The sequence below is a fragment of the Paenibacillus sp. FSL W8-1187 genome (assembly GCF_037965485.1).
In the GTDB taxonomy this organism is placed as follows: domain Bacteria; phylum Bacillota; class Bacilli; order Paenibacillales; family Paenibacillaceae; genus Paenibacillus_O; species Paenibacillus_O pasadenensis.
On sequence record NZ_CP150181.1, the window covers coordinates 1,847,366 to 1,862,421 of the forward strand.

Annotated in this window: 4 protein-coding genes; all 4 read left to right on the forward strand. The window is 72.4% G+C overall.

All coding sequences use genetic code 11. The features are described 5' to 3' along the window. Positions 1-14 precede the first annotated feature (14 nt). Genes NYE40_RS08035 through NYE40_RS08050 form a run of 4 tightly spaced genes read left to right on the forward strand, consistent with a single transcriptional unit; the run spans position 15 to position 15,026 of the window. Entirely contained in the window at positions 15-12,578 is a 12,564-nt protein-coding gene (locus NYE40_RS08035; protein WP_339279756.1) for an amino acid adenylation domain-containing protein, read from the forward strand. Next, complete coding sequence (locus tag NYE40_RS08040) at positions 12,575-13,441, forward strand: CPBP family glutamic-type intramembrane protease (protein ID WP_339279757.1); 867 nt, start codon at positions 12,575-12,577, stop codon at positions 13,439-13,441. Before NYE40_RS08035 ends, NYE40_RS08040 begins: the two co-directional genes overlap by 4 nt. After that, positions 13,438-14,241: a type II CAAX endopeptidase family protein gene (locus NYE40_RS08045; protein ID WP_339279758.1), complete on the forward strand. Its 804-nt coding sequence runs from the start codon at positions 13,438-13,440 to the stop codon at positions 14,239-14,241. The genes NYE40_RS08040 and NYE40_RS08045 overlap by 4 nt, the downstream gene beginning before the upstream one ends. After that, positions 14,238-15,026, forward strand: a complete 789-nt coding sequence (locus NYE40_RS08050; protein ID WP_339279759.1) for a CPBP family intramembrane glutamic endopeptidase — start codon at positions 14,238-14,240, stop codon at positions 15,024-15,026. The genes NYE40_RS08045 and NYE40_RS08050 overlap by 4 nt, the downstream gene beginning before the upstream one ends. Positions 15,027-15,056: the final 30 nt, after the last annotated feature.

Consider the following 15,056-nt stretch of genomic DNA (forward strand, 5'->3'; position numbering starts at 1 on the left):
CGGAGGACGACATCATGGACTCCTTCCTCACGCTGACCGGGCTGCTCGCCGCGAGAAGGCGCGATGCATCCGGCATCGTCTTCGCCGAGCCGTCCGGCGAACGCTTCCTCCTCTATGCCGAGCTGGAGCGCCGCGCGCTCGGCTGTCTCGGCTCCCTTCGCCGACGCGGGCTGCGGCCCGGCCGGCATGTCGTGCTTCAGACCGAAAGCAACGAAAGCTTCCTGGAGCTGTTCTGGGCCAGCCTGCTCGGAGGCGCCGTGCCGGTGCCGCTCGCGGCGGCGCGGACGGACGAGCAGCGCCGCAAGCTGGCGGCCGTGCTCGCCCAGCTGCCCGCTCCGCTCGTGCTCGCCGATGCCGATCTCGCCGAGGCGGCGGGCGGCGCGGACGTGATCCGGATCGCGGAGCTGGAGCCGGCGGCGGACGGCGGGACGACTCAGCCGCATCGAGCCGATCCGGACGAGCCCGCGTTCATCCAATTCACCTCGGGATCGACAGGCGATCCGAAAGGAGTCGTGCTGACGCACGCCAACCTGCTCGCCAACATGCGGGGCATCGTCGACGGAGCCCGTTCCGGGCCGGAAGATTCCTCGCTCAGCTGGCTCCCTCTGACGCATGACATGGGCCTCATCGGCTTCCATCTGTCGCCGCTGCTGGCCGGCATGACCCAGTGGCTGATGCCGACGTCGCAGTTCGTGCTGCGGCCGATGAGCTGGCTGGAGCTCGCTTCCCGCGAGCGGATCACCTGCCTCGCCTCGCCGAACTTCGGCCTCCTTCATCTGCTCCAGCATTTCAAGCCGGAGCAGGCGGAGGGCTGGAATCTGTCCGCCGTGCGGCTGCTGTTCAACGGTGCCGAGCCGATCTCGGCGGACGCCTGCCGCTCGTTCCTGGAGCGGCTCGCGCCTTACGGGCTGCGGCCGCAAGCTCTCTTTCCCGTCTACGGCCTCGCCGAGGCGTGCCTGGCGGTCACCTTCCCCGACCCGGACGAGCGGCTGCGCACGGTCCATGTCCGGCGCGGACGGCTGCGTCCCGGAGAGCCGGTGCCTTTCGCGGCGGCCGGCGATCCGCAGGCGATGGAGCTCGTGGAGCTCGGCTCGTCCGTCGCCGGCTGCGAGGCCGCGCTGTTCGACGAGCTGGGCCGCAGGCTTGGCGAGGACGAGGCCGGCCTCGTCTGCATCCGCGGCCTCAACGTGACGGGAGGCTACTACAACCGTCCGGACGTCAACGAGGCGCTGATCCGGGACGGCTGGCTGAACACCGGCGACATCGGCTTCTTCCACGGAGGGCGGCTCTATCTGACCGGACGGGTGAAGGACATCCTGCTCGTCAACGGCCAGAACTATTATCCGCATGATCTGGAGGAGCTGCTGGCCGAGCTGCCGGCATGCGCAGCGGGCAAGGCGGCGGTCTGCGCCGTCGCCGACCCGGCATCCGGCTCCGAGGCCGCGGCGGTATTCGTGCAGCATCGCGGCAAGCCGGAGTCGTTTCTGGACATCCGCCGCAGCGTGCGCGTCCTGCTGAGCCGCCGGGCCGGACTTGAAGCCGGCCCCGTCATTCCGGTCAAGCGCATCCCCAAGACGACCTCGGGCAAAATCAAGCGCTTCGAGCTGGCGGACGAGCTGCTCGCCGGCCGCTTCGACGAGGCGCTCGCCGCGCTGGAGGCGGCGGAGGCGGCAGCGCTTGCGGCTGCGGCGGCGGATATGTCCTCCGCAGCGGCGGATGCGTCTTCCGCAGCGGCGGATGCGTCCCTCGCAGCGGCGGATGCGTCCCCTGCGAAGGGGGCGCCGCCGTCCGCGTCAGCGGAGACGGCCGCGGAAGAGGAGCGGCCCGCTCCGGCGAGAGGCGCCGGCGCTGGCGAGCCGCGCGGGGCGACGGGCAAGCAGCCGCCAAGCCTGCCGCAGGAGGAGACGGCGACAGAGCGCCGGCTGCTCGCGATCTGGCGGGAGCTGCTCGGCACGGAGCGGCTCAGCCGGGACGATTCCTTTCTCGAGCATGGAGGCAATTCGCTGCGCGCCGCCCTTGCGGCGGCCCGCATTCAGGAGGAGCTGGAGACGCCGCTGCCGCTGACGGAGCTGCTCCGGCACGATACGGCTCGCTCGCTGGCGGCCTTTATCGAGGAACGCAAGGCGGAGGGGGCGCGGATCGAACCGCCGGCCGAGCCGATCCGGAGGCGGATGCGCGCCGGCTATCCCGCGACGCCTGCGCAGCGGCGGCTGCATGTGCACGAGCAGCTGTACCCGGGCTCGCTCAGCTATCAGCTGCCGTACGAGATCGCTGTCGACGGTCCGCTCGACGCGGACCGGCTGCGGCGCGCCTGGCAGGAGCTGCTCGCCCGTCATGACGCGCTGCGCACCTCGTTCCGCGTCGCGGAGGACGGCGTCCTCGTCGCCGAGATCGCGGACCGCGCGGAGCTGCCGCTTGCGACCGTCGACCTGACGGGGCTCGCGCCGCAGGAGGCCGAGGCGGCCGCGGCCGAGCGGGCGCGGGCCTTTCCCCGGCCGATGGAGCTGGAGCGGGCGCCGCTGCTGCGGCTGGAGCTGCTGCTCCTGCCGGAGGGGCTCCGCCGCCTGCTGCTCGACCTGCATCATCTCGTGACGGACGGCAGCTCGATGGGCGTGCTCATGCAGGAGCTGGCCGCCCTGTACGATGGCCGGCCGCTGCCGGAGCCGGCTCCGGGCATCGGCGACATCGCCGAGCGGGAGCGCGAGGAGGAGGGCGGCGCGGCTGCCGAGCGGTCACGGCGCTACTGGCGGGACCGGTTCTCGTCCGGCGTGCCCGCCGCCGCTTTTCCGGCGGATCGGCTCCGCCCGGCACGGCCGACCTTCCGCGGACGGTCGGAGCGGCTCGCGCTCGGTCCGGAGCTTACGGACGGCCTCGGCCGGCTCGCGCGCCGCGCCGGGACGACGCTGTACGGCGCGCTGCTCGCCGTCTACGGCGTGCTGCTCGAGCGGTACGCGGGCGAAGACGACGCCGTCGTCGGCACGGCGTACGCCCGCCGCACCCGCCGCGAGACGGTCGGCACCGTCGGCCTGCTGGCGACGCTGCTGCCGCTGCGGCTGACCGGCAGCAGGGAGGGCAGCGTGCTGGACTGGGTGCGGACGGCCGGTGGAGCGGCTGCCGAAGCGATCGAGCACGGAGCGATCGGCTACGAGGCGATCGTCGAGGCCGTCGGAGCGGCTCGCGAGCCGGGCCGCGCGGCGCTGTTCGATACGGCGTTCACGCTCCAGAACGTGGAGCTGCCGGAGTTCCGCACGGAGGAGCTGGCGCTGCGGCCTGCGTTGATCGAGACCGGCTCCTGCAAGTTCGATCTGTTCTGGGAATGCGGGCTCGGTCCGGAAGGGCTGTCGATCCGGCTGGAATATGCGGAGGACTTGTTCGACGGCGAGACGGCCCGGCAGCTGCTCCGCCATTACGCGCAGCTGGCCCGCGAGGCGGCGCTCGATCCGCTGCGCCCCGCCGCTTCTCTCCCTTTGATGGACGAGGAGGAGCGCGCGCTGCTGCTGCTGCGCGGCCTCAGCCGCTGGCCGGAAAGAGACGCCGTCCCGCTGCAGGAGCGGATCGGCCGGCACGCGCTGGCGTCGCCGGAGCGCATCGCCGTCTCGTTCGCAGGCGGCAGCTGGACGTACGGCCGGCTGTGGGAAGCTTCCGGACGCGTCGCGGCGGCTCTCTCCGCGCTCGGCCTCGGCCGCGGCTCCCGCATCGCGATCGCGATGGGCCGCTCGCCGCAGCAGCTGGCGGCGCTGCTCGCCAGCCTGCGGATCGGAGGCGCGTACGTGCCGATCGATCCGGGCTATCCGGCGGAGCGCGCGGCATTCATGCTGGCCGACGCCGAGGCCGACATCCTGCTGGCCGACGAAGCCGCGCTCCCGCTGTGCCGGCAGGCGATCGCCGCCTGCGGACGTCCGGTGCGGCTGATCGAGGCCGAGACGTTGGCCGGGCGCTGTCCGTCCAGCTCTTCGCCCGACTCGCCGCTGCCGCGCACGGCTTCCGCCGGCCCGGCCGGGGAAGCCGCGGAGCGCGCGGAGAGCTTCGTTTCGCCCGACGATCTGGCCTACATCCTCTACACCTCCGGCTCGACCGGCAGGCCGAAAGGAATTCGGACGACCCATCGCAACGTCGCGCGCGTCGTCGATCGGCCGGGCTATGTGGAGATCGGTCCGGACGACGTGCTGCTGCAGCTGTCGAGCTATGCGTTCGACGGCTCGACGTTCGACATCTATGGGGCGCTGACGAACGGGGCGAGGCTCGTGCTTGCAGGCAGCGACGAGGCGATGGACGCTCCGACGCTCGTCCGGCGGCTGCGGGAAGAAGGCGTGACGGTGCTGTTCGCCACGACGGCGCTGTTCAACACGCTGGCGGCCTACGGCCTGGACGGGCTGCCGCGGCTGCGCAAGCTGTTGTTCGGAGGCGAGCGGGCTTCCGTCTCCCATGCGCTCAAAGCGCTTGCCGCGCTCGGCCCGGATTCGCTGCTGCATGTGTACGGGCCGACGGAGACGACCGTGTTCGCCACCGCCTGGCCGGTCCGGCCGCCGGCGCCGGGAGCGGCCTCGCTGCCGATCGGCTGGCCGGTCGACGGCACGGAGGCGCTCGTGCTCGACGCTTGCGGACGGCTCGCGCCCGATCTCGTTCCCGGCGAGCTGCATGTGGCAGGCGGCGGCGTAGCGGCCGGTTATGTCGGACTGCCGCGCGAGACGGAGGCGCGGTTCATGCCGCATCCTTTCCGCGCCGGCGAGCGCATGTACCGGACCGGCGACCTCGTGCGGCGGCTCCGGGACGGCAGCCTCGAGTTCCTCGACCGGCTCGACCAACAGGTCAAGCTGCGCGGCTTCCGCATCGAGCTCGGCGAGATCGAGGCGAGGCTGCTGGCAAGCGGACAGGCGGAGGAAGCTTATGTCGGCCTCGTCGGCGAGCCTCCCCGGGCGGAGCTGTGCGCCTATGTCGTCGCCGCGCCGGATCGCTTCGACGCGGCATCGCTGCGCCGCTGGATGGCGGAGGGGCTGCCACCGTTCATGATGCCGACCCATCTCGTCCGTCTGGATCGCCTGCCGCTCGGTCCGACCGGCAAGGTCGACCGCAAGGCGCTGCCGCTGCCGCAGCCGGGCGATGCGGCAGGCTCGGCGGGCGCCGAGCGCGAGCGGCCGGCGACGGCGAGCGAGCGCGAGCTTGCGGAGCTGTGGCGGGAGGCGCTGGGCCGGGCCGATGTCGGCGTATTGGATTCCTTCTTCGAGCTCGGAGGGCACTCGCTCACTGCAGCCGCGCTGACCGGCTTGATCCATCGCCGGCTCGGCGTCCGGATGCCGGTGCGGGAAGTATTCTCCCGCCCAACGATCCGCGAGCAGGCCGCCTGGCTCGACAAAGCGGAGCGCTCCGGCAGGGAGCCGCTGCTTCCGGCGGCGCCGGCGGAGAGCTACCCGCTCCATCCCGCCCAAGCGCGGCTCGCGCTGCTGGAGCGGCAGGGCGGCATCGGTCTCGCCTACCATGTGCCGCTGGCGCTTCGGCTCGTCGGATCGCCCGGCCCCGAAGCGGTGCTCGCCGCGCTGCAGGCGCTCGTCGACCGTCATGAGCCGCTGCGCACCGAGGTGCGGGATGCCGGCGGCGAGCCGCGCGCGTTCGTGCTGGCGCAGGCGGAGGTCCGGCTGGAGCGCATGCGGATCGCCGGAGAGGAAGCTCTGCCGGAGGCGATGAAGTCATTTCTCCGTCCGCTGCCGCTGGACGCCGCGCCGCCGCTTGCGGCCTGTTATGCCGAAGGCGGTCAGGGCGAAAGCTTCCTGCTGCTGAACCTGCATCATCTCGCGGTGGACGGCGTGTCCGTCGGCCTGCTGCTGGAGGAGCTCGTCCGCCTCCTGGAGGGCGGCCTGCCCGAGCCCGCGCCGGCGGTCCAATTCAAGGACTACGCCGCCTGGTTGGACGCCGGCTTCGCACGCTCTGAAGCGAGCGTCGACTCGCCGGACGCCGGCGGCTCCGCGCGCTCCGAGGCGAGCGTCGACTTGCCGGACGCCGGCTTCGCACGCTCTGAAGCGAGCGTCGACTCGCCGGACGCCGGCGGCTCCGCGCGCTTCGAGGCGAGCGGCGACTTGCCGGACGCCGGCAGCTCCGCGCGCTCCGAAGCGAGCGCCGCCTGGTGGCGCGAGCAGCTCGCGGCTCCGTTGCCGCAGCCGGAGCTGCCGCTCGACCGGCCGCGCGGGGCGAGCCGCTCCTTCGAGGGCGGGCTGCTGGCGTTCGATTTTCCCGAGGGGCTGACGGACGGCCTCGAAGCGCTCGCGGCGCGCTGCGGCGTGACGCTGAACAGCCTGCTGTTCACGCTGTACGGCGCGCTGCTCGCCCGCTGGACCGGGGCGGAGGAGCTGATGATCGGCGCGCTCGGCGCCGGCCGCTCCCATCCCGACACCGGCTCGATGATCGGCATGTTCAACTCGTTCCTGCCGATCCGGGTCGCGCTGCCGCGCGGGCTGCCGCTGGAGCGGGCGGCCCGGGACGTCCAGGAGCGGCTGCTGTCCGCGATCGAGCATCAGGAGCTGCCGCCGGAGCGGCTGCTCGAGCTCGCGGGCGGCCCGTTCGATCCGGCCCGCAATCCGCTTTTCGACACGATGCTCGTCCTGCACAGCCAGTTCGGCGGCGAGCTGGCGGTCCGCGGCAGCCGCTGCGCGCTGGAGCCGGTGCGCTGGGGCGGCGCCGGCACGGCCAAGCTCGATCTCAAGCTCGACCTGTACGGCGACGGTCCGCACGGGCTGCGCGGCGAGCTGGAGTACGCGGCGGCGCTGCTTCAGCCGCAGACGGTCCGGCGCCTGGCCGAGACGTGGATCGAGCTGCTGCGGCGGGCGGTCCGCGAGCCGCATGCCGAGCTCGGCGTCCTCATGCGGCTGACCGGCTCGGAAGCGCGGCTGCTGGAACAGTGGAACGCGACGACGGCCGCGTACCCGGATCGAAGCACGCTGCACGGCCTGTTCGCCGAGCAGGCGCGGAGAAGCCCGGACCGTCCCGCGGTCCGCTCCGCCGAAGGCTTCTGGACGTACCGCGAGCTCGACCGCGTCTCCTCCCGCATCGCCGTCCGCCTGCGGGCTGCCGGCGCCGGCCGGGACGCGATCGTGGCCGTTGCGGCGCGCCGCTCGCTGGCGATGATGGCCGGCCTGCTCGCCGTGCTGAAGGCCGGGGCCGCCTACTTGCCGATCGACCCGGACCAGCCGCCGGAGCGGCTGCGCGACATCGCGGACGACAGCGGCTGCGGGCTGCTGCTCGCCTCGCGAGGCGCCTGCATGGAGCTGGCGGACGCGGAGCCGAGGCGGCTGCGGCTGGAGCTGGAGACGCTCGTCGCGGAGGCGCTGACCGCGGAGGCGTCCGCGCCGGGCGAGCTCCTGCCGGAGCTCGACGCTGCGGCCGAGGCGTCGCCCGAATCGCTCGCCTACGTCATCTACACGTCCGGCTCGACCGGCCGCCCCAAGGGCGTGCTGATCGAGCACCGGGCGATCGTCAACCGGCTGAGCTGGATGCAGCGCGCCTATCCGCTGACGGAGGACGACGTCATCCTGCACAAGACGCCAGCCACCTTCGACGTATCGGTGTGGGAGCTGTTCTGGTGGAGCCTCGCGGGGGCGTCGGTCCATCTGCTGGAGCCTGGCGGCGAAAAGGATCCCTCGCTCCTGCTGCGGGCGATCCGCGAGCAGGGCATTACGACGATGCACTTCGTGCCGTCGATGCTGGGGACGTTCCTTCCGTATGCGGCGGCCTGCGGCGGCAGCCGGCCGCTGGCCGGCCTGCGGCTCGTCTTCGCAAGCGGCGAGGCGCTGAAGCCGGCCCACGCCGCCCAGCTCGCGCAGCTGCGGCCTGCGGGCAGCCCGCTGCCGAGGCTCGTCAATCTGTACGGCCCGACGGAGGCGGCCGTCGACGTCAGCCATTACGACTGCGCCGAGTACGGCGGCGGACCGCTGCCGATCGGCCGCCCGATCGACAACATCGTCCTGCATGTGCTGGACGAGCGGCTGCAGCCGCTGCCGCCGGGCGCGCCGGGAGAGCTGTGCATCGCCGGAGCCGGACTTGCCCGCGGCTATTTGAACCGGCCCGAGCTGACGGCGGAGAAGTTCGCCGCGCTGGCGGACGGCACGCGCGTCTACCGCACGGGCGACGAGGCGCGCTGGCTGGCGGACGGATCGCTGGAATACCGAGGCCGCTTCGACCATCAGGTCAAGCTGCGCGGCCAGCGGATCGAATGCGGCGAGATCGAGCAGGCCGCGATGGACGTTCCCGGCGTCCTGGACGCCGTGGCGATGCTCGCGGACGATCCGCTCGGCGAGCCGCAGCTATGCCTGTACGTCGCCTGCGGGCTGACGGAGCCTGAGCGCGCCGAGCTGGCCGCGAGGACGCTGCCGCAGCGGCTTGCCAGGCGGCTGCCCGATTACATGCTGCCGGCGCGGTTCGTGGCGCTGGAGTCGTTTCCGCTGACGCCGAGCGGCAAGACCGACCGCAAGCGGCTGCCGGCGCCGGACTGGAGCGGGGGAGCGCCGACGGGCAGGCCGCCGGCCGGCGAGGCCGAGCGGAGGCTGGCGGAGCTGTGGACGGAGCTGCTCGGCGTCCGGGATTTGACGGCGGAGACGCATTTCTTCCGCGCCGGCGGCCACTCGCTGCGCGCGGCGCAGCTGGCCGGAGCGATCGAGCGGACGTTCGGCGTCCGGTTCTCCTTGCGGGATGTGTTCGAGGCTCCCGTGCTGGAGGAGATGGCGCTGCGGGTCGGCCGGGCCGAAGCATCCGGATCGCCGCCTCTTCCGTCGGCGGGAGAGCGCGGGCATTATCCGCTGACGCCGGCCCAGAACCGGCTGTTCATCCTGCATCGGCTCGATCCGGACGGGATCGCCTACAACCTGCCGCTCGGCCTCAGGCTGGAGGGAGAGCTCGATGAAGAGCGGCTGCAGCGAGCGCTGCGCCGGCTGGTCGAGCGCCACGAGGCGCTGCGCACCCGCTTCGGCTGGAGCGACGGCCATCCGGTCCAGATTGTCGAGCGCGATGTCGTCCTGACGGCAGAGCGGCTTGCCGGGACGCTGGAGGAAGCGTCGGCCGGCTTCGTGCGGCCGTTCGACCTGACGCAGGCGCCGCTGCTGCGCGCCGGCCTGCTGCGGGACGAGCGCGGAGGGGCGCTGCTGCTCGACATGCATCACATCGTCTCCGACGGCCTCAGCCTGAACGCGCTGGCGCGGGACTTCGCGGCGTTTTATGACGGCAGGGAGCCGGAGCCGCTGGCGCTGCGGCTCGTCGACGCCGCCGTCTGGCAGCGGAGCTGGCTGGAGACGCCGGAGCGGGAGCGGCAGCAGCGCTACTGGAAAAGCAAGCTCGCCGGCCCGCTGCCGGCGCTCGACCTGCCGCTGGCGGGTCCGCGTCCGGATCGTCCGGACGGGCGCGGCGGCCGCGTCGCCCGGATGCTGCCGGAGCCGGTCCGCCGCTCGGCGCTGCGGCTCGCGGAGCAGCTGGAGGCGACGCCGTATCAGGTGCTGCTGGCCGCTTATGCCGCGCTGCTTTATCGGATGACCGGGGAGGAGGACCTGATCGTCGGCACGCCGGCAGGCGGGCGCTTCCACCCCGATCTGCAGCCGGTCGTCGGCATGTTCGTGCAGACGCTGCCGCTGCGTCTGCCCGCCGCGGGAGCGTCGAGCTTCCGCGAGCTCGTCGCGGCGGCGGGGCGCGCCAGCGTCGAGGCGATGGACCACGGGCAGCTGCCGTTCGAGCTGTTGGCCGCCTCGCTCGGCGCCGGCCGCGATCCGAGCCGCAACCCGGTGTTCGATACGATGTTCGTCTGGCAGAACATGGAGCCTCCGGTCCGCGAGGCCGGCGGGCTGCGGCTCGAGCCGTTCCGGCTGCGGCAGGACGCCGCCAAGCTCGACCTCACCTTCGAGCTCGCGGAGCGCGAGGCAGGCGTGGAGCTGACGGTCGAGTACGCGTCGGCGCTGCTGACGGAGGAGGACGCCAGCCGCATGGCCGGCTGGTACGTGGCCTTGCTCGAGGCGGCCTGCGCCGATGCCGGCCGGCCGCTCGCCGAGCTGCCGCTTCTGACGGCGGCGGAGGAGCGCGCGCAGGAGCGGCGCTTCCAACCGGCGGATGCGATCGCGATCGGTCCGGCGGAGCCCGGCTTCGCCGCAGCGGCGGGACCGGCTACGCTGGACGGCGTGCTGCGCCGGCAGGCGCGGCTGACGCCGGAGGCGCTCGCCGTGAGCAGCGCGCACGGATCGCTCACCTACCGCCAGCTCGACGAGGCGTCGAACCGGCTCGCCCGCGAGCTGCTGGCCCGCGGCGTCGCAGCGGAGGCGCTCGTCGCCGTCTGCATGGAGCGCCGCCCGGAGCTGATCGTCGCGATCTACGGCATCCTCAAGGCGGGAGCCGCCTATGTGCCGCTGTCGCCGTCGCTGCCGGCGGAGCGCATCGCCTACATGCTCGCGGACTCCGGCGCGCCGCTCGTGCTGACGGCCGGGGACGTCCGGCTGCCGGAAGGGGCGGCGGCGACGCGCCTCGACGTCGCGGAGGCGGTCGGCCGCCACGACGATCCGGCGCCGCCGCCGGCCGGCCACGGCGGAGGCAGCCTGGCCTATGTGCTCTACACCTCCGGCTCGACCGGACGGCCGAAGGGCGTCATGGTCGAGCACCGCTCCGTGCTGAACCGGCTGCGCTGGATGCAGCGGGCCTATCCGCTGGCGCCGCAGGACGTCATCCTGCAAAAGACGCCCGTCACCTTCGACGTCTCCGTCTGGGAGCTGATGTGGTGGAGCTTCGCCGGAGCGTCGGCGCATCTGCTGGAGCCGGGCGGCGAGAAGGACCCGTCTGCGATCGCGCGCGCGGTCGCCGAGGCGGGAGTGACGACGATGCACTTCGTGCCGTCGATGCTGCATCTGTTTCTGGAGGATGCGGCGGCGCGGCAGGCGGCGCGAGCCGGCTCGCTGGCGACGCTGCGCACCGTCTTCGCGAGCGGCGAGGCGCTGGGCGCGAGCCTCGCCGAGCGGTTCGAGGCCCGCATCCGCAGCGCCTGCGGGGCGGAGCTGGTCAATCTGTACGGCCCGACGGAGGCGACCGTCGACGTCGCCTTCTACAACTGCAGCCGCGAAGGCTTGCGCGGCGGCGGCGTGCCGATCGGTCGGCCGATCGACCGGACCGCGCTGTACGTCGCGAGCCCGGGGCTGCGGATGCAGCCGCCCGGCGTGCCGGGCGAGCTGTGCATCGCCGGCATCGGCCTCGCCAGGGGCTATCTCGGACGGGACGAGCTGACGCGCGAGAAGTTCGTGCCGAACCCGTTCCGCGGCGGCGGTCGTCTGTACCGCACCGGCGATCTGGCCCGCTGGCTGCCGGACGGGCAGCTCGAATACTTGGGCCGGCTCGACCATCAGGTCAAGCTGCGCGGCTACCGGATCGAATGCGGCGAGATCGAGGCCGCGCTGCAGCGCGATCCCCGCATCGGCGAGGCCGCCGTGCTGCTGCGCCGCCGCGCCGGAGACGAAGGGGCCGATTATCTGTGCGCCTACTACACGGCCGCAGCGATCCTGCCCGAGCGGGAGCTGCGCGAAGCGCTTGCCCGCGAGCTGCCCGACTATATGATTCCGGCCGCGTTCGTCCGGCTGGAGCGCATGCCGCTCTCGCCGAGCGGCAAGACCGACCGGCGGGCGCTGCCGGAGCCGCAGCCGGCCGCTGCGGCCGGCGAAGCCCGCGAGCGGCCCGGGACGGAGACGGAACGGACGGTGTCGGCGCTGTGGGGCGAGCTGCTCGGCGGCGGCGAGCCGGACGTCCGGCGCAGCTTCTTCGAAGCCGGCGGCGACTCGCTGCTGCTGCTGCGGCTGCATCAGCGGCTGGAGGAGCGCTATCCCGGCGCGCTGCAGGTCGCCGATCTGTTCAGCTACCCGACGGTCCGCAAGCTGGCCGCGCGCATCGACAGCAGGTCCGGGGACGATGCCGTCCTCGAAGGGCCGGTCGTGGCGCTTCCCGGCGAGCCGCCGCAGACGGTCCGCTCGGGGCCGAGGGAGGGCCGGCTCGACATCGAGCTGGAGCCTGCCGCCGCCGCCGCTCTGGCCGCCATGGCGCAGGCGCGCGGCGCGCGGCTCGAAAGCGCGCTGCTCGGGCTGTACCTGCTCCACTGGAGCCGGACGGCTGGCGCCGAGCGCATCGGAATCGCCGCTACGGTCGGCCAGGGGCGGATCACGGTATGGAACGCCGATTTTCGGGAGCTGGCAAGCATGGAGCAGCTGCTGGACGCGGCCGAAGCGGCGCTGGCCTCCGGCGTCGGCATCCCCGCGGAGCGCATCCGCCGCGTCCGCCCGTCCGCCGGCCGCTGGAGCGCCGCTCCGCTGTTCCGGCTCGAATCGCCGGAGACGCCGCTGCCGCCGGCAGGCGAGCTGCTCGACCGCTTCGATCATCAGCTGAGCGTCTGGGCCGGCGAGCCGGGCTTGCCGCTCCGCTGCTCCTGGACCTACGCCGCCCGGCAGTTCCCGGCCGAGCTCGTCCGAGGCTGGGCCTCCGGCTATGCCGAGCTGCTGCGCGGCGCGGCGGCTCTGTACCGGGAAGCCGCCGCGAGCCGGCCGGACAAGCAAGACCAAGGAAAGGGGATTATCTCCTCATGAAAAAGATCGCCTTCGCGATCGCCCGCATCGCGTTTTATCTCGGCGTGTTCTACGCCCTGCTGTACGGGCTGAACCATCTGTACCGGATCGACTGGACCGCTCCGTTCGTCGAGCTGCTCGGCCGCAATCCGGCCTTGTTCATGGCGACGCTGTTCGCGTCGATCACGCTTGTCTACGCGCTTGCCTTCGCAGGCGTCCGCCGCCTGACGCGCGGCGGGTCGCCCTCGCTGGCCGAAGCGGCTGGACTGCGCCGCCTGCCGGCTGGAGCCGCGCTCGGCTGCGCGCTCATCGGCGTGCTCGGCTGCCTGTTCAGCATCGGCCTGATCGAGATTCCCGCCGTCGCGGAAGCCTATCCGTCGATTCCGGCGCTCGTGGACGACCTGCTGCGCGGCGATCATCTGCTGCTCGCCATCCTCGGAGCGGGACTTGTCGCTCCGGCTTACGAGGAGCTGCTGTTCCGCGGGCTCATCCTGCGGGAGCTGCGAGGCATGATGCCGGCCGCGGCGGCGCTGCTGCTGCAGGCGCTCGCATACGCCTATTTCCAGCCGAGCCCGGCGCTCTCGGTCATCGGCTTCGGCTCGGGGCTGCTGTACGGCTACCTGCGTATCTCGCTGAACTCGCTGTGGGCGCCGATCCTCGTGCAGATCACGGCGATGAGCCTGATCTTCGCGGCCAAGCCGGCCGGCGTCTACGAGGCGGTCGGCTCGCTGGGCGGGGCCGGCGCGGCGTCGGTCGCGGCGGGCAGCCTGCTGCTGATGCTCGCCGCCGCCGGATGGCTGCGGCTCCGCTACGCCTCGCGGCAGCGGCTGGCGGACGCCGCCGGCGAGCGCGCGAATTTGAGGGAAAGGACGGTCCAAGGATGAACAAATGGAAAGACGGCCTGCTGCGTCCCGTCGTCATCATCGGCATCTATTTCGCCTGGTTCTTCACGGTTACGACGCTGTTCTTCGACTATGTGTACCGGGATACGGCCTGGTTCCAGAAAAATACGCTCGTCACGATCCTGCTCAACGACATCGTCGGCCTGCCGCTCATGATCGGCGCGATCTGGCTGCTGTTCCGCCAGAATCTGTTCCGCGAGGCCCGCTTCCGGCGGATCGAGCCTACGTCCGTGCTGATCTGCGTCTGGATCGGCCTCGGCGCCGGGCTGTTCACGGCCGCGTTTTCGCAGCTGCCGCTCATCCGCTCGTCGGACTACCAGTTCCAGACGCTGTTCGACTACATCAACCGCGCCGACTGGTACGTCTTTCTCGGATTCCTGCTGCTCGGCAACGTGTATAAGGAAACGCTGTTCCGCGGGCTGCTGCTGAACAGCTTCCGCCGGCTCATGCCGGTGTGGGCGGCGATCGCGCTCCAGGGGGCGCTGTACGGCGCGCTGTTTTTCCTCGGCGACGTGCCGCTGTCGCTCTACGGCTTTCTCGGAGCGGTGCTGTTCGGCCTGCTCTACGTCCGGCTCGACTCGATCTGGGCCCCGATCGCCGCGCAGATCGCCTGCCAGGGGCTGCAGTACGCGCTTTGGCATTACGCGCCGAATCTCGGCGGCGCAGCGGCGCTCTCCGTCATCATGGCCGCTTCGCTGGCGATGATCGCCGCGGGCGTGCTGCTCCTGTTCAAAAGGCGGCCGGCGGAAAAGGCGCCGGCCGGAAGGACGGCGAGCGCATGAGAACGCTGCGCGCGTTCGCCGAGGCGCTGCTCTATGTCGGCCTGTACGCCGCCATCCTGACGCTCGCCAGCAGCTATCTGTACGGCAGCGGCTCGCCGCCCGCCCTGCGCGAGTGGCTCGCCGCCAATCCGAACGGCCTGCTGCTGCTCGTCAATCCGCCCGTGCTGCTTGCCTATGCGCTGCTGCTGCGGCTGCAGCGCGTCGGGGCGGCGGAGCTCGGCCTCGGCCGGCCCCCGCGCGGATGGGCGGCCCCGGCTCTGTCGGGCGTCTGGCTCGGGCTGTTCATCGCCTCGTTCACCGGCCTGCCGCTCGTCCGCGAGGAGCTGCCGGCGATCGCCGGACTGGCCGGCTTCGTAGCCGGCGGCAGTCCGCTCGTCTTCCTGCTCGGCAGCCTGCTGCTCGGCTCCTTGCTGGAGGAGCTGCTGTTCCGCGGCCTGCTGCTGCGGGCGTTCCGCCGCAGCTTCGGCCTTGCCGCCTCCGTCGCGCTGCAGGCGCTGCTGTTCGGCGCGGTGTTCCTGAATGTCCAGACCGGCCTGTTCGCGGCGCTCGGCGCGCTCGTCTACGGCCTGCTGCGCGCGGCGGGCGGCTCGCTCTGGATCTCGCTCGGCGCGCATCTGCTCAGCACCGCCTCCGTTTATGCCGCGGCGCTCCTGCTGCGCGGCGCTCCGGCCAGCCTGCTGCTGATCCTCGCGGCGGGCAGCGCGGCGGCGCTGGCGCTGCATCTGGCGCTGACGCTCGGAGGCGGCCGCCGTGCGGCGGCTCCGCGGCTTGAGGCGCGCGGCTGATGCCGAGGCGCGGTTCATCGTCTTCGTTGT

Coding starts and splice junctions, on each gene's coding strand:
- NYE40_RS08035 (WP_339279756.1), top strand. CDS start 15: ATGGACTCCTTCCTCACGCTGACCGGGCTGCTCGCCGCGAGAAGGCGC.
- NYE40_RS08040 (WP_339279757.1), top strand. CDS start 12,575: ATGAAAAAGATCGCCTTCGCGATCGCCCGCATCGCGTTTTATCTCGGC.
- NYE40_RS08045 (WP_339279758.1), top strand. CDS start 13,438: ATGAACAAATGGAAAGACGGCCTGCTGCGTCCCGTCGTCATCATCGGC.
- NYE40_RS08050 (WP_339279759.1), top strand. CDS start 14,238: ATGAGAACGCTGCGCGCGTTCGCCGAGGCGCTGCTCTATGTCGGCCTG.